We start from the raw sequence: 24,586 nt of genomic DNA, 5'->3' as shown, positions 1-24,586 counted from the left end.
GTGTCACTCCTCGGATCGCGGTCGCAAATTCTGCGGATCGAAGAGCGCATCTTGATGTACCGTAACCGGGATGTCACGATTCAGAATCCGAACGCTGAGGCCTGTTTGCAGGGTGCCCTTGCGAACGAACAACCACCCCAGGGACTTGCCGATCGTATAGCCATACCCACCCGATGTGGTTAGGCCCACAGGCTCACCTTTCAGCAACACCGGCTCGCCACCATGAATGTCGATGTTTTCTGAATGCAGTTCCGCATAGAATAGCTGCCATGCCGGATCTCGGCTGAGCAGCGCATCGCGGCCCAGAAAATCGCGTCCTTCGCTCACGACAAAGCGTTCGAGGCCGACGTCAAGCGGGCCGACATCCGTGGTCAGTTCCCCGCTGGCGCGATAGGCCTTTTCCATACGCATCCCGTTGAACGCGTAAGAACCCAGATCGGTCAGACCATGTTTGGACCCGGCTTCGAAAAGCGCGTCGTAGATTGCGCCAATCTGATCCAACGGCGCGTGCAATTCCCAGCCCAATTCACCGACAAACGAAACGCGCAGGGCATAGCAAAGAATGCCTGCCACGCGGATTTCCTGCCCCGACAACCAAGGGAAAGCGCGATTGGACAGATCAACGTCTGTCAGTTCGGACAGGATACGGCGGGTCGCGGGGCCTGACAGCGCCAGCATCCCCCAATCTGCCGAGCGGTTGATCATCGTCACATCCTCGCCGGGTCGGATATGGGACTTGATCCAATCGAAATCCGGTGTGGCGCGGGCAATGGGGGAACCTGTGAAAAACCGGTCTTCGGCCATGCGCCAGATCGTGATTTCTGTCTCGAACCTGCCCTGCGCCGTCAGCAAATGGTTCAGGCTCATCCGCCCGTCTTTCGAAGGTATTCGGTTGGCCGACAGCCGGTCCAGCAAAGCGCCCGCATCCTTGCCCGAGATCTCGAACTGGGCAAAAGCGCAGAGATCTATGACACCCGCGGCATCGCGCGTCGCTTTAGCCTCGGCCGTCGCGTTTGCGTGCCAAGGCTGATGTCCCCAGCCGATCTGTTCAGCCTCGCCTGCTTCTCCGAAATAGCGTGGGCGCTCCCAACCGGCGACTTCTCCGAAAACTGCACCCTTGGCGGCAAGGCGGTCATACAGCGGGTGCTTTTTCAGCGGTCGAAGGCTTTGGAACTGCTTACCCGGGCAAGGCGTATCATGACGGCGCATGAACTCGTCTTTGGTGCGCTCAACTATGAAATTGTCCGACGCAAAGTCCCCATAGCGGCGGGGGTCGAAACCACGCGTATTGATCTCGGCCTCTCCGTGCACCATCCAATCGGCCAATACCTTGCCCGCGCCGCCGCCCCAGGCCAACCCAATAGACGAGCCGCAGGACAGCCAGACATTCGGCGCGCCCGATGGCCCGACCAGCATTCCGCCATCAGGTGTGTGCGTGATGGCCCCGCGCACGACCCGCTTGATACCAAGCTCGGCCAGGATCGGCATCTTGTCGAAAGCAACCATCAGGAAATCGCCAATCGAGTCGTAGTCGGCCTGAAATAGCTCATTCTCCGCTGCCCAAGGCGCACCTTCGGGCATTTCCCAGACCGTCGGACAGACATGGCCTTCGTAAATACCGATCAAGCCGGATTTCTGCTCCTGCCGGATGTACCCGCCATAAGCATTGTCTCGCATCACTGGCAACTCGGGCCTGTCGGCGAACTGAGGGACGGTATCGGTCACAAGGTAATGATGCAAACAGGACACCGAAGGGATTTTCAACCCGAACCACTCTCCCACCTGATTGGCGTAGGACCCAGCGGCAATCACCACATGTTCGGCCAGCACATCGCCTTTTTCGGTGCGCAACAGCCACATATCGCCTTTGCGGGACGCCCCCAGTACCCGGTTGTGCCGTTCAACCCGGGCGCCGCGCGACCGGGATGCAGCAGCCAGCGCCATGGTCACGCTTGAGGGGTCAATGTGACCATCCTCGTAGGTGCGCACCGCAGCTCTAACGTCGTCGACCTTGTAGAAGGGATTAACCTGCGCCACCTCTTCCGGGCCTATCAGATCCATCGGCAGATCCAACAGCTTGCCCACGCCCATGATAGACTTCATCCAATCGACTTCATCGTCGGTGGTCGCAATCCGGATGCCACCGACTTCGTGCCAACCGATGCTTTGCCCGGTTTCGGCCTCGACCCGTTTATAGGTTTCGATCGAGGTTTTGTTGATCCATCCCATAAGGCGGCTGCCCACCGCATGGGCGATCTGACCGGCCGCGTGCCATGTGGACCCGCTGGTCAATTCGGCCTTCTCGAACAGGATCGTGTCAGTCCAGCCGTTTTCCGCCAGCTGAAACTGCGCGGCCACGCCCATGATGCCGCCCCCAATGATCGCCACACGTGTCGTTTGGATCGTATCGCTCATGCAAAAGCTACCTTTGCGGGTTTGAGAGAAGCTTTGGCCGTGTAACGGGCGCACGCGATTTCGACTTCGAACCCGTCCAAAACGTCTTGCGTTTCAAGCAGGTCCAAAGGCGCTTTGATCAAGCCAAGCGCCACGGAACGACCAAACCGGTAGCTCCATCCGGCTGAGGTGATCTGCCCCACGACCTTGCCGTCAAAGTAAATGGGTTCATCGTGCAGCGGGATCGCTGCGGGATCGTCGAACAGAATCGAAACGATGCGCCGTTCAGGCTTGTGGTCCCGCAAGGCGTCTGCGCCCACAAAACCCGTGCCCATAGCGCAAAACGCACCTAATCCGGCTTCAAGCGGCGTGGTGCCCGGTGTGAGTTCGTGCCCGAACGCCCGAAAACCGCTTTCGATGCGCAACGATCCACTTGCGTAAAGACCTGCATGGCTTGCACCTGCCGCGACCAGCGCCTCATAGGCGGCCATGGCCATATCGGCAGGGATGTAAAGCTCAAAGCCTTCTTCTCCGGTAAAGCTCAGCCGACCTGCCCAACCTCGGGCCAAACCAATCTCGACGGGTGCAAAACAGAACCGCTTGAGGTCCGGGACAGCTGCGTTTGTCGTGGCCTGAAGCACGTCTCGAGCCCGCGCACCAGCAAGGCCCAGAATGGCATACCCGCTGGTAACATCCGTGAACTCAGCGTGGAAGCTGCCCTTCATGCCTCGCATTCGCTGCATCACACGGACGGTCTCATTGGCACCGACAACCAACAGGTAAGCTTCGGACCCATGCCGCTGAACGGTCAAATCGCTTTCTACACCACCGCGCGCATTCAGAATCTGAGTGTAGGCGATACGGCCCTCGGGCACATCCATCTGCGCGGCGCAAAGCCGGTTTAGAAAAGCGCAGGCATCCGGCCCCTGCACCATGATCTTGCCGAAGGCGCTTTGATCCAGAATGGCCGCACCGGTGCGACAAGCTTCAACCTCATGCCCGACCTGTTCGCGCCACGAGGGAACGCCAAAGGTCAGCGGCAGATGGGCGGCCTCACCGCCAAAGTGCACGGCGCGCTCCCAACCTCCGCGGGCTTCGAATTGCGCGCCGGCGGCCACCAACCCAGCATGAATGGGCGAGCGGCGTTGACATCGCGCTGACTGCATCGAGCGTCCGGGAAAAGGGTTGTCATAGTGCCGACCCAGCACTTCAGGTATGCGGGCTTCCAATGCCCCCAAAACGTTCAGTTCGGGGCTGAACCGCCGAATGTCGGCCTCGTTCAACTCCATCGTGGGTTCTCCAGCGATGATCCATTCCGCCATAGCCTTGCCCGCGCCACCTGCCAAAGCGATGCCGGTTGAATTCATCCCACCCATCAGGAACAACCCCGGCACTTCTGGGCTTTCGCCCAGCATGAATTGACTGTCGAGCGTGAAGCTTTCCGGGCCGTTCAGCAACATCCGAACCTCGGCCTGCTCCAATGCAGGAATGCGGCGTAGGGCGTTTTCCATCATCGGCATGAAATGGTCCCAGTCCTCGTCCAACAGATCGAACGAGAATTCGGCCGGCAACCGATCTAGCGGCAAGCCTTTGGCATGGGGTTCGAACGAGCCAACCAACAGCCCTTCGACATCGTCCCGGGCATAAAGGAACGCATCCTGATCGTTCAGCGTTGGCAAGTGCGCGCCCTTGCCCAGGGCCTGAACCTCGGGCAAAGGCTTGGTCAGAATGTAGAAATGTTCACAGGCATAAAGCGGCATATGCGCCCCGGCCATGGCCGCCACCTCGCGCGACCAAAGCCCACACGCAATCACAACCTCGTCGGCTTCAATAACGTGATCGCTGACCTCAACGCCCGATATCCGTCCACCTTTCTTTTGCAGGCCAGTCACGCGCGTGTCTTCAAAGATCTGAACCCCACGCGCCCGCGCGCCCTTTGACAACGCCAGGGCCACATCGGAGGGGTTGACCCGTCCATCCGACGGCGACCAGACCGCGCCGATCACATCATTAACGTTGATCAGCGGCCAAAGTTCCTTAGCGCGGGCCGCATCCACAACCTCGGCCTCAAGCCCAAAGGCACGGCCAAGCGAGACCTGGCGCTTGATATTGGTCAGCCGGTCCTGGTTGGTGGCCAGCGTCAGCGAGCCGGTTTGGGCCCAACCCGTGGCTTGCCCGGTTTCACGCTCCAGTTCGCCATAAAGGTCAATGGAATAGTTGATCAGCTTGGTAAGGGTAGCCGACGGGCGCAAGCGCCGCACCAAGCCAGCCGCGTGCCATGTGGTGCCGCTGGTCAGTTTCGAGCGTTCCAGAACAACGATGTCCTTCCGCCCTTCGCGGGCCAGGTGGTATGCTATCGAGCAGCCGATGACGCCGCCGCCAATGATGACGGTGCGGGCATGGGTGGGCAATGTCATGACAGTACTCCGTCGCGGACCAATTCTGAAACAGTGTCGCTGAAAAGTGCGACCGCCTCGTCGATCAGATCAGGCGTATGCGGCAGGCCAGTGACGCAGGAAGTGAAGGACATGAAATCCACGCCTCTCTCCAGCAACCCGTCACGCAAGCCCTTGACGACGGCAGGCGGCGTTTTTCGAATTGCCGCGGCATCGAGCCCTTCAATGGATCGTCCACCAAAATAGAGGTGACAGGTCGAGCTGTCGCCATAGGCCAGTGCCTGCACGTCAAGCGCCCGGAAGGCTGCGTTGAAGCCATCCCGCAGACGCACGGCCATTGCGTCGGCATGGGCCTGCACGTCACCGGTCGACAAGATCTCCATAGCCTTGACCGCCCCCGCAGCCACCAAGGGGGCCGCGTTGAAAGTTCCCTTGTGGCTGACAGGAGGTGAAAGCCCGTCTCGGGTTTTTCCGGGGCTGAGCAGATCCATGACGTCAGCCCGACCAACAACGGCCCCGCCCGGCAAACCGCCAGTGACGATCTTGGCCAATGTTGTCAGATCCGGCGTCACCCCATCACGCGCCTGACGGCCACCCGGCGACCAGCGCAGACCCGTGATCACCTCATCAAAAACAAGCACATGACCTGTTCTTTCGGTCAGGGCCCGCACCCCCTGCAAAAACCCGTCCGGCAGCGGGACCGAGCCGTAATTTGCGCCGGATGCCTCGACAAAAACCGTTCCGATCTGGAGGTCGCTGTCCAGCAGTTCGGCGACAGTATCCAGATTTGGGGGGGATATCACTGTTAGGTCGGTGACGGCGTGGGATATGCCCAAACTCGGCACTGTGTTGGTGCCTGGTTTGGCCCCCTTGATCAGCATGTCATGCCAGCCGTGGAAATGGCCGTCGATGCGTAGCACTTTGTCCCGACCCGAATGCGCACGGCCCAGCCGCAGGGCCAGCATCGTCGACTCTGTACCGGACCCAGTGAAACGTACCCGCTCAGCTGACGGAAACAAACGATTCAGCCATTCGGCCCATTCGACCTCAAGCGGATGGCAGTCGGCGGTATAGGGCATCCGCGCCATTTGTTGGGCGACAACTTGCGCGATTTCGGGATGGGCGTGACCTAGTATCTGACTGGCCGCGCCCAGTTTGAAATCGATATAGCGCTTGCCGTCCACATCCCATTTCTCGGCCCCTTCGGCCCGTTCGAAATAGATCGGATGCGGAGTTTTATAGCGCAACTCGTGGCTGACACCGCCGGGCATCACGGCTTGCGCGCGAGCGCTGAGGTTTTGACTTTTCATGAGAACCTGCCGGTTTGCTTTCGAGTCAAACGGATATCGAAGCGCGCGCGCAACGCCCGGTCAACGTCATCAGGAATGTGCTGTGGGAACTGGCTGGACAAAATCTCGCGCGCTTTGTCCCGCGCGATGTCGCCCACTGGTCGACTGCCGTCTTCGTGCCATTCCCGCGGAGTTCTGCGATCTCCGATTTCAGGGTAAAAGTAATCGGATTTCATCCGGTTGAATGTATGCTGTTCGCCCAGATAATGCCCTTCGCCCCGACAAACCTCGGCGATCAGATCTGCGGCGATATTCTCTGGCGTGGCCTCGACCCCGCGCAGGGTCCGCAGGATGTTACCCAGCATGTCATTGTCGCTGACATAGGCCGCGTGGCTAACGCCCAATAAACTGGCCTGCATTCCCGCAGCTTGTGTGACGATGTTCGAGCCCGCATGGGCGGCCATGGTCACAGCCAGCGATTTCTCGGCCCCATATTGCGCATCCAGACACTTGGCATCGGTAATGCCCGCGATGGAAGAGGTCGGCAGGTCAAAGTGCCGCCCCATCTGTGCCGCACCGGCCATCAGGATCGCCTGCTCCCCTCCGCCGCCGCACATCGATCCGGTGCGCAGATCTGCCACCAGCGGTTTTGGGGCAAAGATTGCCTTGACCTCTGGATCGACGAGGCGGGCGAACACAAGCCCAGCCAGCGTTTCGGCCACAGCTTGCACCAACGATCCGGCAATGGTGGCAGGACTGGTTGCCCCGGCTTGTCCAGCGCTTATCAATTGAACCGGGAAGCCTGCCAAAATTGCGGCCTCGAGCACTTCACACGCCTCTTCGGCAAAGCGCATGGGTGGAACGACATGGCACACCATCACGGTCAGGAAAGGTCGGGCGCGAAAGGCCTCTTCACTTCCGGCGACGGCATAACACAGCTGGGCAATTGCGGGCACATTTTCAGGCTCGCTGATCGAGATCGACACATGTTTGGACGTGCCCGCCAGACAGGCATAAGCGGTGTTGAGATCCATCACCGCATTGTCTTCGATATCCCGGGCGACAACCGAACGGCTGAAATGGTGGATGTTGTCCATCTGGTCGACAATGCGGGCTGCATCGTACAGGTCGGCCAGGGTTGAATCCCGGTAGTTGCCCGTTTCCAGATCAAACACGCCGGGGGCCGCACCGCCACTGGACATGTGCACGCGGGCTTGGCTGATGTCCAAGTCATGTTCAGGGGTTTGACCGCAAAGGGAAAAGTTTCGCTTTGCTTCAGTGATGGATTGTTGCACCAGCGCGCGGGGGAACAGCAAACGATTGTCGCTGGACAACGAGCCGCCCGCTACAAGTACCTTGTCGATCATCGACGGAATAGCCTGGCTCAGACCAAGCGTTTCCAGCAGCGTCAGCGCCGTTTCTTCAACCAGCGCCGCCTCCTCGGGCGAAAGCGGCTTGAAACGCCCACCGTAGACACCCGGCCAAACGGGCGGGTTCGATACGGGTTCGGTTGTTTGGCTCAGACGCTGCTTGCGGCCGCGCCTGCGGGCGGTAGAGGTCATTTTCCATGAGTCCAGATTAACTACCTACAATGATTGCAGCCATAGTGGCCTATTTACAAATGGTCTTTCCTCAGCAACTAGTGAGTTGAACTCATCATTGAGGCTTCCATGCTTCCATCTCTATCCGCGCTGCGCGCATTCGATGCTGCGGCCAAGACTGGCAGTTTTCGTGCTGCGGCCGAGCGCCTTTCTGTGACACCAACAGCCATCAGCCACCACATCCGAGGATTGGAAGAACAACTGGGCACGTTGCTGTTTGAACGCGTAGGGCGCGAAGTCAAACTGACCGAAGACGGAAAGCGTCTAGCCGAGACAACAGCGCGCGCCTTTGGAATGCTGGAGGACACGGTCGGGCGCTTGCGCAGAACGTCACGCAAGGTTGTCCGTTTAGCAGCCGGACCCATTTTGACGGCCCGATGGTTAATGCCGCGCATCAGCGATCTTTGGCAGAGTTTCCCCGGGATCGAACTTGAGGTTGTTCCCTCATACCGCCCGCGCATGGGGGATCAAACGCATGCCGATATCGTCCTGAGCTGGCATCGCCTAGCGGACATGCCACGAGGAGCGCTCAAGTTGCTGGAGCTGCGACCTGTCGCCATCGCCAGCGCGCAATATTTGGACCAATATGGACCAATTAACACTCCCGCAGATCTGCTGGACAAGCCTATTCTGCACCAGCGCAATCACTGGGGTTGGCTGGACTGGTTCGCCGCGATGAACGTGCAGCCCGCATCGCCCCTGATAGGCGTTGTGTTTGAAGATGCAAATATTCTGTTGCGAGGTGCGGCCGAGGGACAAGGCGCGGTGGTGGGCTGGCTGCCGTTGATTGATCAGGACTTAAGAGAGGGGCGTGTGCTGCGCCTGTTCGACCAAGACATCAAACCAACGCATGGCTATTTTGTCGAGGCGCAGGACGGAAGCCGCGACAGACGAGAAGTCCAGAACGTCATCGATTGGTTGGTGTCTCAGAGTTGAAGCTCTGATCAGATGTGCTTCGCAATTCGGTTTGAATGCGCGCTGCCTTTCGCAGTGCGCTGTTTTTGAGTTCAAATATTGACATGCCTCGGGGGTTAGGCGGGCCCATTAGGACTGTGCCTGCGCCAGGACTAGTTGCGAAGCCTGCCACCATTGGGATCGAACGGGGCTTCGGCCAGTACCCGCCCGGTATGCGGTTTACCAATGACCTGAATGATCACCTCATCCCCGGGTTTCGTCACCTCGGGGTTGCGGAACCCAATAGCCAATGATTTCCCGACTGAATAGCCAAACGCCCCAGACGTGACCCGGCCCACTGGCCTACCGTCAGGTGTAAAGATCGGCTCACTACCGGTCGCGTCCGCGTCCTCGGCCACGTCCAGTTCGAAGACGGACAAAACCTCGCGCGGGGCATTGTCCTTGATCGCCAAATAGGCATCCTTGTGCAGGAAGTCCTTGTCCAGTTTGATCAACCCCGCCAATCCAACTTCTTGCGGCCAATATTCCTGAGAATACTCCCGCCCCCAGGACCCATAGCCCTTTTCGATACGCAATGATCCCAGAGCACGCCCACCGACCGGGCCACCACCGCAGTCATTGGCAGCTTCCAGCAACGCGGTGTAAAGTGCGACCTGATCAGCCTCGGCGCAGTGCAGTTCCCAGCCCAGATCGCCGGTAAAACTAACACGGATGGCCAGGCAATCTATTCCTGCAACCGTGATTTTCTGGGATCGCATGAAACGGAATGCTTCATTGGACAAGTCCGCATTGGTCAGACGCGCCAGTGTCTCGCGTGATTTCGGGCCTGCTATGTTGAACCCGACGATACGATCAGTCGCGACCTCCAGTGTAGTTCCCTCGGGCATTTCGACCATTTGAAAGAAGCGTTGATGGTAACGTTCGGCCATTCCTGACCCGATCATCATGTATTCGTCTTCAGCTAGCTTGGTGATGGTAAAATCACCTGCCACGCCACCGCGAACCGAGATCAGAGGCGTCAGGCAACTGCGCCCAACTTTGGTTGGCACACGGTTGGCCACCAGACGGTCCAGCCAGTCATAAGCACCTGGCCCCTTGATCACGTAATTTGCAAAGTTCGAGATATCGATGATACCCACGCTGTTGCGCAGCATCTTTACCTCGCGCCCAACCGGATCGAACCAGTTTTGGCGGGTAAAGCCGATAGTCTCTTCAGTGTCGGGTTCGTCGGCAAACCATAGCGGGTGTTCCCAGCCGCAGTTCAGACCAAAGACGCAACCCATCTGCTTCTGCATCTCGTATGCGGGGCGCACGCGGGCCGGACGGCCGGCGCTGCGCTCTTCGTTGGGAAAGTGAATCTTGAAGCGATGGATGTAGGAATCCTGCACGCGCGCTTTGGTGAACTTCTTATCGGCCCAGTCGCCAAAACGGGCTAAATCCCAAGCAAACATGTCATATTGCGGCTCGCCCTCGATCATCCATTGCGCCGCCAAAAGGCCCAAACCGCCGGACTGCGAAAAACCGGGGATCAGACCGCCAATCAGGAAATAGTTCTTCAGCTCGGGCACCGGCCCCCACAACATGTTCGAGTCAGGCGACCAGATCATCGGCCCGTTGATGACTCGTTTTACACCGGCGGTTGCTGCGACCGGCACACGCTCTGTCGCGCGGATGACGTTTTCCATGATCCGGTCCAGATCGTCGGGAAACAGGTCATGCGCAAAGTCCAGAGGCGTGCCGTCTTCGGCCCAGAACTTCATGTCTCTTTCATAAGCACCAATCAGCAGCCCGTTGCCCTCCTGTCGGAAGTAATATTCGCCATCCCGGTCCGCGATCGAAGGCAAACGGCGGCCCAGATTGGCAACCTCATCAATGGCTTCGGTCACGAAATACTGGTGCTCGGTGGGTTGTAGCGGCAGGGTTAACCCCGCCAGTGCTGCCACTTCACGACCCCAAAGGCCCGCCGCGTTGACCACCCATTGCGTGTGAATGTCGCCTTTGGGCGTGTGCACGATCCAGCTGCCGTCCGCTTGTTGTTCGGTCCCCGTCACAGGGCAAAACCGTTCAATGGTAGCCCCCATGGCACGCGCTCCGGCGGCATAGGCATGGGGTACACCAGAAGGATCCACGTTGCCGCCATCGGGTTCATACATGATGCAGCGGATGTCATCGAACTGCGCCAGCGGATGCAGCTCTTTTGCTTTTTCACGGCTGACTTCGTGGAAGTTCAAACCGTAAAACCGCGCTTTCGCCTCTTGAAGGCGCAACTGCTGCTCGCGTTCTTCAGTTTGGGCCAGATATAGTGACCCGGGCTGGAACACACCGCAACTTTGACCGGTTTCCTTTTCCAGCTCTTTGTACAGGTTCATCGTGTAATGCTGGATACGGGTGATGTTGTTGTTGTCGTGCAGACCGTGAATGTTGGCCGCCGCATGCCAGGTTGAACCACTGGTCAATTCGTCCCGTTCCAGCAGGATGACATCGGTCCAACCAAGCTTGGCGAGGTGGTACAGAATCGAGGTGCCGGCAAGACCACCACCAATGATTACAGCTTGTGCGTGGGTTTTCATGAAAGGGTTTCCCTGGATGCGGCGCGGCTCAGGCGGCGAATTCTTTCCTGGCGGCGAGGAATTTGGCAACCTCGACTGTTGAGTTGTGTCGGCACATCGAAACCCGCACGCAGGAGACGTAGCCCGACGGAGTAAGAATATTTCCTGAAAAATGATCTTTCCTGCGCAAACGGATGCGGATTTGATCTGGCCGGTCTTCGGATATCTGGCTCATGACAGATGGTGCTTTGTGTTGACTGCGCAGGGTATCGCACAGACCCTAAGACGGTTGTCCCCTCAAGACATGCAAAAAAAACGGGCCCATTGTGGTCGAATTTTCTGCGCCAACCATAAGCCCCGGCTGGCATGGAAACGTGCAGGCGGCAAAGACAACACAGGCCCAAGAGTGAGCCAATCAATCCATCGGGCTCTCTGTTTCGGTTGCCACTTTCAATAACCAGTTCTGGAACAGTCGAACCGCAGGCGTGGCATTGACCTCTCGGAGATTGACATAATAAGCCCAAGGGCTTTCCAGATTCAGATCAAAGGGCTCAATCAGAAGCCCCCGCTCTACATAAGGTTGCGCCAACGACTTCGGGATCGCTACACACCCCAAGGATTTTGATGCAAGCTCAAGCGCTAGGTTCGAGACGTTGGTTCTTGGACCTTCATTCTGGCCAAGATTTTCAAGCCCGAACTCAGCGGCCACCTTGTCCCAATATGCCGAGCGACCCAGAATGTGGATCAGTTGCGCATCGTGTAATTGTTGGGGATCGTTCAATGGTTGATTGCCCACGGTATAGCCCGGAGAGCAGACCACCGTCAGCTTTTCCACCCATAATCGTTCCAGACCTTCAGACGCGTCATCTATGTGATTGATCGTAATCGAGATATCCGAAACATTTGGGTCCACATCCGTCCAGATGGTACCGTGTACAGTCACGGAAATATCCGGATGGCTTTCTGAAAATCCCTGAATGACGTTGGGCAGCCAATTTCCCGCCAGGCTAACAGGGCACGAGACGACCACGGTTTTGGTATGGGGCCGCAGCACAAGCGACTGGGTGGCAACGTCAATTTCCTGCAACGCGTGGCGCACTGAGGGCAAGTACGCTTTGCCAACATCCGTAAGGGACAGAGACCGGGGGTGGCGCACAAAGAGCGGGCGCTTCAGAAATTCTTCAAGCGACCGGACATGATTGCTGACGGCTGATTGCGTGCAGTTCAACTCTTCCGCAGCACTTGTAAAACTAAGATGGCGGGCAGCGGCCTCGAAAGAACGCAGAAACGACAGGTGCGGTAGATTCATCATATGCAAATGTCCCGGGCGATCCACCTGTCGAGTATGGCGTAACTGACCCGGCCTCTTGTTCTTTTGCGACACAAAGACTGTTACGTAAGCGACATGTTTGACTTTGGACCCACAAAAATTCCTGTACCATTGCCCAAAGATTGTTTTCGTGCCGCACAAGTGAATTGCGCCTACCATTCCCACTAAGACCGGTAACAGACTTCAATTGCAAGCAGGCGAACCGTGGCGGACCGATTTCAGAAAATTGCTCACTTTACCCTTGAAACACGCGCCGAGGATATACCGGATAGCACACTAAGGGCCGCGGCCCGGATGACGCTGGACACATTGGGTATCACAATCGGTTCCGGGCCCATGTCAGCCGGAGTAATTGCGCGCGAAACTGCGATGGCATTGTACGGTGCGGGTGACACGGCGTACAGCGCGCGCATGATGTTTGATGGTCGTCGGGTCAGCGCTGCAGGTGCGGCTTATGCCGCTGCAACTCAGACAGACAATTTGGACGGCCATGACGGGTACAACCCAACAAAGGGCCATATTGGTGTCGTGGTCATTCCCGCACTGGCCGCAGTGGCGGAAACGATAGGAGATTTTACGGGACCCGAGGCGCTGGCAGCTATTACCGTCGGCTATGAGATCGCCGGACGGGCCGGGGTTTCGCTGCACAACACCGTCAGCGACTACCATACCTCGGGCGCGTGGAACGCCTTGGGCGTTGTGGCCGTCGCTGCACGTTTGCGTGGGCTGAGTGAGGACCAGATGCGGCAAGCCATGGGGATCGCAGAATATCACGGCCCCCGCAGCCAGATGATGCGCGAAATCGCCAATCCTACTATGTTGCATGACGGTTCTGGCTGGGGGGCATTGGTCGGGATCTCTTCGGCGGTATTAGCCGAAAAAGGCTTTACCGGCGCACCCGCCATCACCATCGAAGCGGACGATGTCGAGCCATATTGGACGGATCTGGGCCAGTTCTGGCAGATGGAGCATCAATATGTGAAGCCCTATCCGATCTGCCGATGGGCGCACGCCCCCATCGACGCCACCCGCGCCTTGATGCGGGATCATAGTCTGTCGCACAATGATATTGCGTCGATCCGGGTCAATACCTTCCATGAAAGCGCCTGCTTGTTTCAGGGGATGCCAGGCGACACATCAAAAGCGCAGTATTCTCTGCCTTTTGCCGTCGCCACCATTGCCGCCTATGGGCGGATAGGCGTCGAACACATCACCGGGGCCGGGTTGTCGGACCCTCTCGTCGCGTCGATTGTGGATCGTATTTCCGTTTGTGAAACCGAACGACACTCCAACCGTTTCCCGAAAAACCGAATGGCAGATGTATCCATCACACTAAAAGACGGGCGGATTCTTGAATCGGGCGATGTTCACGCCCGAGGGGGGCCTGAGTCGCCCATGGAGGATGCTGAAGTGGACGAAAAGTTCATGGACTTTGCTGCCCCCTCGCTGGGCAGCGCCCGCGCATCGACCATCCGCGATGCCGTGTGGGGGCTGTGCCAGCCGGGGTCCAAGTTCTCGCACCTTGCCGAGCTGCTCTATGATGCACCGAAAACATAGTCGAGGCTTTTGTATGCTGTTGATGGTGGAATGCGCACGACGTTTGGATGTTGATTTGTTGAACTTCGCCTTTGCGGTTTCGAGATTTAGCATCGCCGAACCGAAAGCCCGTCAAGTGGTCTAGGAATTGAAGAAAGAGACTGCACTGTGAAATCTCCCATTTCCGTTTTGCATGCCGACAATCCCGTTGCTTCGAAGGCCCTGCTGGCTGCCCGTCACCCCGAACGAGGATCCTGACATGGCACGAGAAAGACGCAGCGCGCGGGGAGGCGGTCGACGCGGCAAAAGTGATCGCAGCAGCGCGGCAATTCAGCAGCTGCCCTGGCAGGCTGTAGTCAACACCTCGCCCAAGATGGAATTGCTGAGCGAAGATCAACTGGATCAGCTGCACGCCACTTCGATGCGTATCCTCTCTGAAGCAGGCATTCGTGTCATGGGTGAAAACGTCTTGGCCCTTTTTGAACAGGCCGGAGCGTTGGTAGACCGAGACACCAAAACCATTCGGATTGACGAAAGCATCGTTAACGAGGCGCTGAAAACCGTCCCGAAGACTTTTACCCTAACCGGACGCAACCCGGACAAGCGGATCACTTTGGGTGGGAACAACGTCAATTTTGGCCTCGTCGCCGGTCCGCCGAACGTACACGATTGCATCAACGGGCGACGTCCGGGCAACTATGAAGACTATTGCAACTTCATCAAGTTGGCCCATCACTTCAACGCAATACACCTGATCGGCAATCAAGTTACGGCTCCGCAGGAAATGCCGGCCAATAATCGACATCTGGACACCTACAACGCAAACCTCAGCTATTGCGACCTCAGTTTTCACGCCACAGCGATTGGCCGAGGGCGGGCGATAGATGGCATCAACATGATGGCCATCGCTCGGGGTATCTCTTTGGATCAGATGCGCGCCGACCCGGGACTGATCACCATCATTTCCGTGAACTCGCCCCGCCTGTTTGACGACGCGATGGGCGACGGCCTGATCGCAATGGCCGAGCACGGCCAGCCGGTGACGATCACACCCTTCACTTTGATGGGCGCGATGACCCCCGTCACCCTTCCCGCCGCTTTGGCCCAGCAGAATGCCGAGGCCCTGTTCGGGGTGACGCTAACCCAACTGGTCAATCCGGGAACCCCGGTGATGTATGGTGCGTTCACGTCGAACGTCGACATGCGCTCGGGTGCGCCTGCCTTTGGAACACCAGAAAACACCAAGGCCAATATGATCAGCGGTCAGCTGACCCGCCGTTATGGCATTCCCTATCGAACTTCGAACGCCAACGCCTCGAACGTGGTCGATTTGCAGGCGGTCTATGAGACGATGATGGCCACCTGGGGCGCGGTGTTAGGTGGGGCCAATCTGGTCTATCACGCAGCCGGTTGGCTCGAAGGTGGGCTGACGGCATCTTATGAGAAGCTCGTCATGGATGTGGAAATCCTGCAAAACATGATGGAGTATCTGAAGCCTCTGAAATTTGACGAAGGCGAACTCGCGCTGGACGCGATCAAAGATGTGCCCACTGGTGGCCATTTCTTTGGCACTGAGCACACGATGGAACGCTATGAAACAGCGTTTTATTCCCCCATGCTGTCAGACTGGCAAAATCATGGCGCGTGGGAAGCAGCGGGGTCCAAGACCGCGCTGACCCGGGCGACCGAAATCTGGCAGCAGACTTTGCGCGAATACGAAGAACCGGTAATGGACCCGGCGATCCGCGAGGAGTTGGACGCTTATATTGCCAAGCGCAAAGAAGAAATCGGTTCCGACGAGCCTTAAAGAAAAGGCAGGGTTATCAGGCCCGACCTTTGTTTACAACAGATCGAACAAGCGTCCCGGCACACTGCCTTGTCGGGGCAAGCACAAAGCCCGCATTAGCGCAAACATCATGGCCTGATTGGACGTCACCACAGGTTTGCCCAGCGTGGCTTCGATCCGGTCAACGGCCTCGACCGCGCGCATGTCGGTACAGCTGAGCACGATGGCTTCGGCTTCTGGATGATCGGCCTGACAGGCCAGATCGAACACTTCATCCGGGGTTAGTTCACCCTGCCCGTAATTCCCAAGTTCACGACCAATATCAGCGCATTTGACTGTTGTGATCTGGTTTTTCGCCAGAAAATCAACTGCCTGCGAGTTAATCTCGCCCAGATAGGGTGACGAGAACCCCACTTTGGTTACGCCCAAAGCCTTGATTGCATGGATCAATGATCCGGCGGCGGTAAAAGACAGTGCGCCTGACCCTGCCTTAATGTCCTGTGCCAATTGCTCATCAAATGACGGGCCGTGTGTCAGAGTGGCAGACGTGCAGCCATAGAGCACCACATCAGGCCGCACACCTGCTATCATCTTCAGATCATGGCTGATGTCCGAAGCCCCAAGACCCGCCATTTGATCCGAGCCCGGAATTTCATCGACGTCATACCTGCCCATGCGCTGGAAATGCACGGTCGTGTCCGGGCAACGCATCAGCATCATGTCTGCCTCAAGGTTGGTGTTGGTGAACGGCACCAGCACACCGATCTTGGCCCGTGTTCGGGTCTCATGGGTCATGACGTCACCTCTTTCAAAACGGTCAGGCACCGATCCATTACGGGTTCTTCACAAATGGTGGCGCGCAGACAATCGCCCAGACCATAGCCCCCCATGCCGCGCATCAGTAACCCTTGGGCACGCAGGGCAGCATCTGCCTTTTGCGCCATCTCCACGTCGGCAAAACGGATCAACACGAAATTCGTATGGCTCAGCGCAACCGCCAGCCCCAGAGCGCAGCACCCATTGGCAAACTGATCCCGAATGGCAGCGGTTTTGGAAACCGTATCCAGCATATGATCCTGATCCCGCATCGCTGCGGTCGCCATGGCCTGCGAAGGGATCGAGACATTGTTCGGGTTCAACAGCTTCCGCACCTCACCGGCGATAGAGTCGGGGAACAGACCCCAACCCACGCGCGCGCCCGCCAATCCGTAGGCCTTGGAAAAGGTTCGCATGACCACAGTGTCGCCGCGATCTACCAGCGCGAAGACTTCGTCCGGGTTTTGATCCTGATCGGCGAACTCGGCATAGGCCTGGTCGACCACCAACAACACGTCCGCCGGCAACGCGTTGCGCAGGCGCAGAATTTCGGCATTCGGGATCAGAGTCCCGGTGGGGTTGCCCGGGTTACAGACAAAAGCAATCCGCGTTTGAGGCGTGACAGCGGCCAATATGTCATCAACCGAAACGGTCAAATCCACCTCGCGCGCTTTCACGTAATCGGCCTGCACTTGCGCCGTTGCAGAAGCAACGTAAGCATAGCCATAATCCGTGCCCAGCACCCGATCGCCCGGCCCGGCGAATGCCCGGATCAGGCATCCGATCAACTCCATCGATCCCGCGCCGCACAGGATGTTCCCGGCCTCAACACCATGGGTTTCAGAAATTGCACTGCGCAGCTCTGGCCAGTCTGGGTCGGGGTAAAGTGGCATTTGATCCAACGCCGCCTGCCCTGCCGCAACAGCCGCGGGACTGGCGGGAAAGGCACTTTCGTTTTGGGCCAGAGACACGGTCTCGGGCCCACCCAAATCCGCCAGCGCGTAAGCTGCCATCTGGCGGACATGCTCGACTGCGCGGATCATGATGACGTGTCTCCATAGGCTTTCGCGCCTGCTTCGGTCACAAGGCCGCGTTTGAGATCCAGCGCCAAGGCCTTTGGATCCCGTTCTGACGGATCGCCAAAGCCTCCACCGCCCGGCGTGTCGAAGATCAGGTAATCATCGCCCTCCACCCGCAGTTCTCCTTTGCCGGGTATATCGTCGTTGCCATCGCGGAACCGGATGCGCCCCGGGGCACCGGGCTGGCCGCCCATTCGGCCCAAGGCTGGGAACTTCAGACGCTCGACCGAGAGGAAAACGATGAAAGGCGCGTTATTGGACGAGGTCATCTCAATCCTTTGTCCGAGACCTCCGCGATATTTACCCGCTCCACCTGAATCCGGCAGCAGTTCCCGCCGCCACATCACGACTGGTGCGACGCTTTCAGTGATCTCGACTTGCGAACCGAACACACCAGAAGGATATGCAGTTGCAGACAATCCGTCTGCGTGGGGTCGCGCGCCGGTGCCACCATTGTGGACTGGTTCGATCGCAAATTCCCGCCCTCCATTGGCCGCCACTTCGGGCGCATGACGCATGGGCAGATCGAACATGCACGATGCACCCTCGGCGGGAACCTGATCCGGCAGTGCCTGGTGCAAGCACCCCAGGACCAAATCCGGTGTCACCTGTCCCAGCGTATGGCGCATCGCAACCGGCACCGGGCGTTGCGCATTCAGGATGCAGCCCTTTGGTCCATCGACTGTGAAGGGCTCCAGCGAGCCAGCATTGTTCGGAGTGTCCGGGCCAACGATGCAGCGCAAGGCAAACACCGTGTAAGCCGTTGCATAGTTCAAAGGAACGTTGATACCTTTTTTCGAACAGCCCGATGTGCCGGTGAAATCCACGTGCATCCCGTCCTTGGTAACGGTCAGCGTGGCGTGCAACTCCAACTCATTCTCGTAGCCATCCATCCGCAGAACGTTCTTATAGACGCCTTCGGGCACCTCGGCGATGGCCTCCAGCGCGCCTTTACGCGAAGTGTCGATGATATAGCAGCCCAAAGTGTCCAGATCGTCGATCACGAACTCGTCCATCATTGCAACCAACCGGTTCACCCCGGCCTCACAACAAGCGATCAGGGCATAAATGTCGCCCTCGTTGGCAATGGGTTCGCGCGAGTTGGCACGGATGATGTCCATCAACAGCGCGTTGGGCGTGCCTTCTTCAACCAGTTTGCAGGGCGGGATCAACAGGCCCTCGTCATAGATGTCCGACCCCTCGGGGCCCATACCCAAACCGCCCAGATCCACCAGATGCGAGGTGCAGGAGGTAAAACCAACAACCTTGCCATCCTTGAACGCTGGCATCATCAGCAGGAAGTCGTTCAGGTGCCCCGAAGCCAGCCAGGGGTCATTGGTCATATAGATGTCGCCGGGTTTCATGTCCTGCACCGCAAATCGCTCGCGCAGGTGAAGAACGGCTTCGGCCATAGTGTTGATATGGCCAGGCGTACCGGTCACGGCCTGCGCCAGCATACGGCCATTGACGTCAAAGATACCGGCGGAAATGTCGCCACATTCGCGTACAATGGGCGAGAAGGCGGCACGGATCAGAGTCTGACCCTGTTCCTCGACCACCGCAAGCAGGCGGTTCCACATCACTTGCAAGCGGGCAGGAGAGAGTTTTGGGGAAAGCTCAGCGCTCATTTTGCGCCTCCTTTCTGATCCTGAATCAAGACAAGATTACCAATGGCGTCCAAATGGGCCGAGAAATCGGCAGAGACCAGCGTCGTCGTTTGCGGTTCATGAATCAGCGCTGGTCCCCGAACGCGGTCACCGGGTTTCAAATCAGCGCGGGCGACAAAAGCTGCGTCCTTCGCAGTTCCATCTACGTCGCACGTGACGGGTCGCGTTTCAGAGACTTTAAACACAGAAGGTTCAGGCGTTTCCGGAACTGGTGGAACGGAACGTTCCGGGGTGGCGACACGAACAGCCCAATTGAGAATCTCGATCTGCATACCCGGGACGGGGCGCGAGAATTGCTTGCGGTATTCTTCCTCAAACGCGGCGGTCAAAGGCGCGATATCCTCGGGCGACAGCGCGCGATCCGGTAATGAGATTTCGATCTCGTGCCCTTGTCCGTTGTAACGCATAAAGGCAGTGCGTAGGACTTCGGTCGGCGCATCACCTGCGCCTTGGGCGACAACCTCTTTTGCCTCGGCAATCATTGTGTCGAACAGAGCATTCACATCGTCCATATCCAAGCTGTCCAGCAAAGAATAGCGAGAGCGGACGATCTCAAACGACACAGACGCAAACAGGAAACCAACTGCGGATCCGACCCCCGGATTGGGTGGGATCACGATACGCGACACACCGGCAGATCGCGCAACCCGGCTGGCGTGCAGCGGCCCATTGCCACCAAAGGCAATCATCGTGCGCGGACCCAGATCTTTGCCACTTTCTACGGCATGCATTCGCCCCGCGCTGGCCATGCTCTCATCCACGATCCGACTGACCCCATCTGCGGACCCAATCGCATCCAGGTTCAACCTCTCACCAATCACGCTTTTCAGAGCCGCCTTTGAGCCCTTGGGGTCGAGCTTGATATGTCCCTCGGCAAATGTGTCCGGGACAATGTAGCCGAGTGTGATGTCGCTGTCGGTGACTGTCGGTTCTGTGCCACCGCGCATGAAGGCAACCGGCCCGGGTTCCGATCCGGCCGACTTCGGGCCAACGGTCAGGCGCCCCAGCCGATCGACGCCTGCAATCGAACCGCCGCCCGCACCGATTTCAATCATCTCGATCACCGGAATACGCACAGGCATACCCGAACCTTTGATGAACCGCGCGGCGCGCGCGATTTCAAAGGATCTGGAGGTCTGAGGGCGCGCCTTGTCGATCAGACAAAGCTTGGCTGTGGTACCGCCTACGTCAAACGACAACACCTGGTCCAGCCCGGAGCGCGCCGCAATCCTAGCAGCCAGAATGGCTCCACCCGCCGGCCCGGATTCAACCAGCCGGATGGGGAAGCGTGCCGCAGTTTCCACTGTGCACATCCCTCCGCCCGCAGTCATCATCAGGATCGGGCAATTCACACCCTGAGCTGCAAACTGCTTAATAAACCGGCTCAGGTATGACTCCATCAGCGGCTGAATATACGCGTTCGCGACTGTGGTGCAGAGCCTGTCGAATTCTCGCGCTTCGGGGCTGACGTCGGACGAAATCGAGATTGTAAGATCAGGACGATGCTCGGCCAGAATATCGCGCAAGCGTTGTTCATGCGTGGGGTTGGCGTAAGAGTGTATAAGGCAGATCGCCACCGCCTCTGCCCCGCTGGCGTCAAGTTCAGCCAGCAAGCGTTTTACTTGTGTCTCATCCAAAGCGACCAGGACCTCTCCTTCAGCCGACATACGTTCGCGGATTACAAAAGACCGTTCCCGCGGGACCAGAAGAGCAGGTTTCTCCAAATTGATGTCGTACTGGGAATAGCGTCGCTCGTACCCGATATCGAGGATATCTCGGAACCCTTCGGTGCAAATCGTGGCCACAACCGCCCCACGCCGTTCAATCAGCGCGTTGGTCGCAAGTGTGGTTCCGTGGATAAACCCGGTGACCTCCATCAGTGACCGACCCGCCTGCGCCATGACGCGTTCAGCGCCTTCCATGGCACCTTCGGCGGGATTTTGATGCGTGGTCAGGGTTTTCGTTGACGCAAGTACCGTCTCATCCCCAGAGACCAGAACTGTGTCAGTAAAAGTGCCACCAATATCGATGGCCAGGCGTAACGCGGTTGTCATTTAGTATTCCGTTGTCGTCTGAAATCATGCCGTCAGTACGCCCCACAGGGCGATTACTGGCGCGGCGTTACCAGATCACACCCGGTCGCACGGCGATCCAGTCGATTAGGAATACAAAACCGAGTCATAGTGTTTTTTCTCGCATCATCGAGGAACATGCTAGCAAGTTTGCGACATGCGCGACCGCCAGCGACACAAACGATTTTGAGCCAAAGGCGTCAGCTTACATCCATCTCGCGCGCTTGGTGAGTTGGAGTCGCAACCAGGTTGTCGGCAAGCAAGTCATCAACAAAAAGGCTCAAAAGTTGAAGGCGGCCTGATACTCCGGCCTTTCGATAAATTGATGCACATTGTGCCTTGATCGTACCTTGTTTCGTGTCCCGGATTTCGGCGATTTCCGCAATCGCAAATCCCTTGATTGCCAGAATAGCGACATCCCGCTCTGCCTGCGTCAATGACCATGACTGAAACCGCGCCTCAAGCACCTCACCGAACGCGCCCGAGGCGACTTTCATTTGATCCTCGAGCTTGGACTGACGGTTCAGCATGCTGCGCAGCTCGATAGTAGTGAAGGCCAAACCACCAATCAGTGCAACCGTGACCAAAAGTTCAACAAGATCACTTTCCGCCAGAAAGAACGAGGAATTGGGCCAGAAATCCAACACGATATCCAAAAGAAAATAAACGCTGCAAAGAGCTTGCACCGCGAATAAGGACCATAAGAGTGTGGCACGTGTCATAGTTTGGCTTTCGGATTATGCGGGGCGCGTCCAAAGCCGGACACGCCCGTTCATGTCAGCTGTCGTCTTCGTCGTCGGCTAGTTCGATTTCAATAACCGCACCGGTTTCGGGAGAAACTTCGATCTCGTATTTCTTGCCGTTAAGGAAGGCATAGATCTCGATCTCGTCCTGTTCGGTTTCCACCTCGGAAATGGTATATCCTTGGGCCTCCAACGCCGAACGAATGTCAGCTTCTGAGGACCCAAGCACATGGCCTATATTGATCTGCGCCATCGCCAAGCCAGGAGTTACACAAGCCGCCAACACTGCCAGTTTACCAAATTTATTCATTTGCATTCCTTTCATGGATATCAGCCACCGCGAGACTGCGGTTGCCCTGATCTGTGAGGCTTGCAGGAACAACAAAATTGGACTTTTGGCAGAATTCAACCGGCTTAGGCCAAAGGTTTATGCGAAAAATGCCCGGCCTAAGGTTACAAAAACCGTTGAGAAACTTCGAAAAAAAATAAAAAAGCTATGAATATCAAGAAAAAAAGCCCCCGTTTGAAACAGGGGCCGAATTCAGGTTCGTCAAGTCTTACGCTGGGGTGGACAGACCCAGTTGTTCAACGACCGCGCTTGCGGATTTGATCCAGCGCTCGCGTAGGGCACTGTTTTGGGTGTGGCGCAAACCGATCGATGTCAGAAACGCGAACCGTTTCGGATCATCGCCACCGAAAGACAGTGCAACACGCGGCCACCAATAATCCACAGCGCTTTGCATCTGCCTGGCCTCTCCACCTTCTGCCAGCTTCATGGCACCTTCTAGCGCCAGGGTGCCGTGATGCGCTTCGACAGGGGCGATTTGACGAAAGACTTCTGCGAGAGGCTGATAAGAAACAGTCGAAAATTCGTCCAGCTGCTCGGCCACAGCGCGGCTCATCAAAAGGTTCATGATCACAGCGTCGGTCCAACCCGAGATCGGATAGTTGAACACAGCAAGCCGCATGTCATGCGCGCTGCGCGTTGCGCCGATATCGTCATCGCGATCCAGTCGCGCGGTCCATGGATGGTGCGTGGCGTATCGTTCGGTATCTGCGCCAAACTCGCCCATTATTTTAAGAACGCGATCTGCATGATCGGTTTTCTCAAGCACTATTTTTGCTGCCGCGATCCGTTCCTTGATGCCCGGCCCATGATTGATGATATCCGCAAAACCCGCGGCGCCTGCCAATTCGCTGTCCACAAAGGTAGCCATCAGCTTCATCAGTTCGGCGCGGTAGCGTGGCGGCACATTGGTCGGGTTGGTTAGTACCCCGCCTGCGGCCAGGTAGCTGTCGAGTGTCATGGCTTCGGTCATTGATCCTCTCCCTTTACTGGTCGTAGTCCACGGCCACACGGTCGGTCACCGGATAAGCCTGACAGCTCAGCACATAGCCCTTTTCGACCTCGTAGTCTTCGAGCGCATGATTGGCGAGCATCTCGACCTCCCCCTCGATCACGCGGCAACGGCAGGTAGAACAAACCCCGGCCTTACACGCGTATGGCGCGTCCATGGCGTTTTCCAAGGCTGCGTCCAAAATGGATTGATCCTTGGGCAGGGTCACGGTTTGGGTAGAGCCGTCAAGCGTGATCGAAGCGCTGGTCTGGTTCGCCTGCGTGCCCGTCTCTGCCATGTTTGCCGTGCGCTTTGCCCGGCCAGGTTGGGCGCTGGCAAAAAGCTCGAACTTGATCTGGCTGTCCTCAATCCCATGCTCGCGCAGCGCGGCGGCTATCCCCAGCATCATCGGCTCTGGTCCACAGATAAAAGCCGTATCCACGTTCTTGATGTCGATCCAGTGCTTAAACAGTTCGCCGCATTTTTCCTGCGTCACAAGCCCCGTGAACAAGTCGATCTCCTGCGCGTCGGTCTCAAGAATATGGATCACGTTCAGGCGACCCATATAGAGGTTTTTCAGGTCCTCCAGCTCCTCTCGGAACATGATCGAGTTGATGCCCTTGTTGGCGTAGATCAGCGTGAAGCGGGACTTGGGTTCGCGCGCCAGCGTTGTTTTCAGGATCGAAAGGACGGGTGTAATCCCCGATCCACCTGCAAAGCCGAGGTATTGTTTTTCCGCGCCCGCTTCGATTGGCACGTGAAAGCTGCCCATAGGCGGCATCGCTTGAACAACGTCACCAACGCTCAACTCTGCGTTGGCCCAGCTTGAGAAAGCACCACCTTCGACGCGTTTAATGCCAACTTTAAGAACGCCGTCATCCTTTCCCGCGCAGATCGAATACGAGCGGCGCAGTTCTTCGCCGTCAAAATCACGCCGGAAGGTCAGGTATTGACCCGCGGTGAAATCGAACTGTTCCGCTGCGCCATTCACAGGCTCAAGCGTCACAACAACCGCATCGCGGATGGTTTTGTGGATGTCGGTGACTTTCAGGTCATGAAAACGTGCCATCCGGTGC

General features: G+C 57.6%; 17 protein-coding genes. 3 read left to right on the top strand and 14 right to left on the bottom strand.

What is annotated here, in order from left to right; genetic code table 11:
* Nucleotides 1–3: 3 nt before the first annotated feature.
* From GOV89_RS09760 to GOV89_RS09745, 4 genes are read right to left on the bottom strand one after another with little or no spacing between them, the layout of a single operon-like run.
* Nucleotides 4–2,415, bottom strand: coding sequence for an FAD-dependent oxidoreductase (locus GOV89_RS09760; RefSeq protein WP_171238034.1), 2,412 nt, complete (start codon nt 2,413–2,415; stop codon nt 4–6).
* On the bottom strand, nt 2,412–4,811 hold the full coding sequence (locus GOV89_RS09755) for an FAD-dependent oxidoreductase (RefSeq protein ID WP_171238033.1): 2,400 nt from the start codon (nt 4,809–4,811) through the stop codon (nt 2,412–2,414). The genes GOV89_RS09760 and GOV89_RS09755 overlap by 4 nt, the downstream gene beginning before the upstream one ends.
* Entirely contained in the window at nt 4,808–6,100 is a 1,293-nt protein-coding gene (locus tag GOV89_RS09750) for an aspartate aminotransferase family protein (protein ID WP_171238032.1), read from the bottom strand. Before GOV89_RS09750 ends, GOV89_RS09755 begins: the two co-directional genes overlap by 4 nt.
* The gene (locus GOV89_RS09745) at nt 6,097–7,641 is read right to left on the bottom strand and encodes a trimethylamine methyltransferase family protein (RefSeq protein ID WP_171238031.1); all 1,545 of its coding nucleotides are present in this window, start codon (nt 7,639–7,641) and stop codon (nt 6,097–6,099) included. The genes GOV89_RS09750 and GOV89_RS09745 overlap by 4 nt, the downstream gene beginning before the upstream one ends.
* A gap of 108 nt (nt 7,642–7,749) precedes the next feature.
* Between GOV89_RS09745 and GOV89_RS09740 the strand changes: the two genes are divergently transcribed.
* The gene (locus GOV89_RS09740; RefSeq protein WP_171238030.1) at nt 7,750–8,616 is read left to right on the top strand and encodes a LysR family transcriptional regulator; all 867 of its coding nucleotides are present in this window, start codon (nt 7,750–7,752) and stop codon (nt 8,614–8,616) included.
* Nucleotides 8,617–8,747: 131 nt separating this feature from the next.
* On the opposite strand, the gene GOV89_RS09735 is transcribed toward GOV89_RS09740, so the two are convergent.
* A complete protein-coding gene (locus GOV89_RS09735; RefSeq protein WP_171238029.1) occupies nt 8,748–11,165 on the bottom strand; it encodes an FAD-dependent oxidoreductase in 2,418 nt (805 codons plus the stop codon).
* Between the two features lie 394 nt (nt 11,166–11,559).
* Nucleotides 11,560–12,456: a LysR substrate-binding domain-containing protein gene (locus tag GOV89_RS09730; protein ID WP_171176678.1), complete on the bottom strand. Its 897-nt coding sequence runs from the start codon at nt 12,454–12,456 to the stop codon at nt 11,560–11,562.
* A gap of 222 nt (nt 12,457–12,678) precedes the next feature.
* On the opposite strand from GOV89_RS09730, the gene GOV89_RS09725 reads away from it, so the two are divergent.
* Together GOV89_RS09725 and GOV89_RS09720 are read left to right on the top strand one after the other, a co-directional pair.
* Nucleotides 12,679–14,031 (top strand): MmgE/PrpD family protein, encoded by a 1,353-nt coding sequence (locus GOV89_RS09725; protein ID WP_171238028.1) that lies wholly within the window; start codon nt 12,679–12,681, stop codon nt 14,029–14,031.
* A 238-nt stretch (nt 14,032–14,269) separates the two neighbouring features.
* On the top strand, nt 14,270–15,817 hold the full coding sequence (locus GOV89_RS09720) for a trimethylamine methyltransferase family protein (RefSeq protein ID WP_171238027.1): 1,548 nt from the start codon (nt 14,270–14,272) through the stop codon (nt 15,815–15,817).
* Between the two features lie 33 nt (nt 15,818–15,850).
* Here GOV89_RS09720 and GOV89_RS09715 read toward each other — a convergent pair whose 3' ends face one another.
* From GOV89_RS09715 to GOV89_RS09680, 8 genes are all read right to left on the bottom strand, one after another.
* A complete protein-coding gene (locus GOV89_RS09715; RefSeq protein WP_254451511.1) occupies nt 15,851–16,591 on the bottom strand; it encodes an Asp/Glu racemase in 741 nt (246 codons plus the stop codon).
* Entirely contained in the window at nt 16,588–17,655 is a 1,068-nt protein-coding gene (locus GOV89_RS09710; RefSeq protein WP_171235816.1) for a histidinol-phosphate transaminase, read from the bottom strand. The genes GOV89_RS09715 and GOV89_RS09710 overlap by 4 nt, the downstream gene beginning before the upstream one ends.
* A complete protein-coding gene (locus GOV89_RS09705; RefSeq protein WP_171235815.1) occupies nt 17,652–19,319 on the bottom strand; it encodes a hydantoinase B/oxoprolinase family protein in 1,668 nt (555 codons plus the stop codon). Before GOV89_RS09705 ends, GOV89_RS09710 begins: the two co-directional genes overlap by 4 nt.
* Entirely contained in the window at nt 19,316–21,412 is a 2,097-nt protein-coding gene (locus tag GOV89_RS09700; protein WP_171238026.1) for a hydantoinase/oxoprolinase family protein, read from the bottom strand. The genes GOV89_RS09705 and GOV89_RS09700 overlap by 4 nt, the downstream gene beginning before the upstream one ends.
* A gap of 218 nt (nt 21,413–21,630) precedes the next feature.
* Entirely contained in the window at nt 21,631–22,152 is a 522-nt protein-coding gene (locus GOV89_RS09695) for a LuxR C-terminal-related transcriptional regulator (protein ID WP_171176664.1), read from the bottom strand.
* A 55-nt stretch (nt 22,153–22,207) separates the two neighbouring features.
* Nucleotides 22,208–22,483: a PepSY domain-containing protein gene (locus GOV89_RS09690; protein ID WP_171176662.1), complete on the bottom strand. Its 276-nt coding sequence runs from the start codon at nt 22,481–22,483 to the stop codon at nt 22,208–22,210.
* 247 nt (nt 22,484–22,730) lie between these two features.
* Nucleotides 22,731–23,492 (bottom strand): Phenylacetic acid catabolic protein, encoded by a 762-nt coding sequence (locus GOV89_RS09685; RefSeq protein ID WP_171176660.1) that lies wholly within the window; start codon nt 23,490–23,492, stop codon nt 22,731–22,733.
* 13 nt (nt 23,493–23,505) lie between these two features.
* Nucleotides 23,506–24,579, bottom strand: a complete 1,074-nt coding sequence (locus GOV89_RS09680) for a 2Fe-2S iron-sulfur cluster-binding protein (RefSeq protein ID WP_171238025.1) — start codon at nt 24,577–24,579, stop codon at nt 23,506–23,508.
* Nucleotides 24,580–24,586 lie beyond the last annotated feature (7 nt).

The sequence above is a fragment of the Ruegeria sp. HKCCA5763 genome (genome assembly GCF_013034545.1).
GTDB lineage: Bacteria > Pseudomonadota > Alphaproteobacteria > Rhodobacterales > Rhodobacteraceae > Ruegeria.
Note: the sequence above shows the minus strand (reverse complement) of the source record. Positions and strands in the feature narration are given on the sequence as shown.

Excerpts from the sequence above, each read along its gene's own strand:
- GOV89_RS09760 (WP_171238034.1), bottom strand. The coding sequence starts at position 2,415 with ATGAGCGATACGATCCAAACGACACGTGTGGCGATCATTGGGGGCGGC.
- GOV89_RS09755 (WP_171238033.1), bottom strand. The coding sequence starts at position 4,811 with ATGACATTGCCCACCCATGCCCGCACCGTCATCATTGGCGGCGGCGTC.
- GOV89_RS09750 (WP_171238032.1), bottom strand. The coding sequence starts at position 6,100 with ATGAAAAGTCAAAACCTCAGCGCTCGCGCGCAAGCCGTGATGCCCGGC.
- GOV89_RS09745 (WP_171238031.1), bottom strand. The coding sequence starts at position 7,641 with ATGACCTCTACCGCCCGCAGGCGCGGCCGCAAGCAGCGTCTGAGCCAA.
- GOV89_RS09740 (WP_171238030.1), top strand. The coding sequence starts at position 7,750 with ATGCTTCCATCTCTATCCGCGCTGCGCGCATTCGATGCTGCGGCCAAG.
- GOV89_RS09735 (WP_171238029.1), bottom strand. The coding sequence starts at position 11,165 with ATGAAAACCCACGCACAAGCTGTAATCATTGGTGGTGGTCTTGCCGGC.
- GOV89_RS09730 (WP_171176678.1), bottom strand. The coding sequence starts at position 12,456 with ATGATGAATCTACCGCACCTGTCGTTTCTGCGTTCTTTCGAGGCCGCT.
- GOV89_RS09720 (WP_171238027.1), top strand. The coding sequence starts at position 14,270 with ATGGCACGAGAAAGACGCAGCGCGCGGGGAGGCGGTCGACGCGGCAAA.
- GOV89_RS09715 (WP_254451511.1), bottom strand. The coding sequence starts at position 16,591 with ATGACCCATGAGACCCGAACACGGGCCAAGATCGGTGTGCTGGTGCCG.
- GOV89_RS09710 (WP_171235816.1), bottom strand. The coding sequence starts at position 17,655 with ATGATCCGCGCAGTCGAGCATGTCCGCCAGATGGCAGCTTACGCGCTG.
- GOV89_RS09705 (WP_171235815.1), bottom strand. The coding sequence starts at position 19,319 with ATGAGCGCTGAGCTTTCCCCAAAACTCTCTCCTGCCCGCTTGCAAGTG.
- GOV89_RS09700 (WP_171238026.1), bottom strand. The coding sequence starts at position 21,412 with ATGACAACCGCGTTACGCCTGGCCATCGATATTGGTGGCACTTTTACT.
- GOV89_RS09695 (WP_171176664.1), bottom strand. The coding sequence starts at position 22,152 with ATGACACGTGCCACACTCTTATGGTCCTTATTCGCGGTGCAAGCTCTT.
- GOV89_RS09690 (WP_171176662.1), bottom strand. The coding sequence starts at position 22,483 with ATGAATAAATTTGGTAAACTGGCAGTGTTGGCGGCTTGTGTAACTCCT.
- GOV89_RS09685 (WP_171176660.1), bottom strand. The coding sequence starts at position 23,492 with ATGACCGAAGCCATGACACTCGACAGCTACCTGGCCGCAGGCGGGGTA.
- GOV89_RS09680 (WP_171238025.1), bottom strand. The coding sequence starts at position 24,579 with ATGGCACGTTTTCATGACCTGAAAGTCACCGACATCCACAAAACCATC.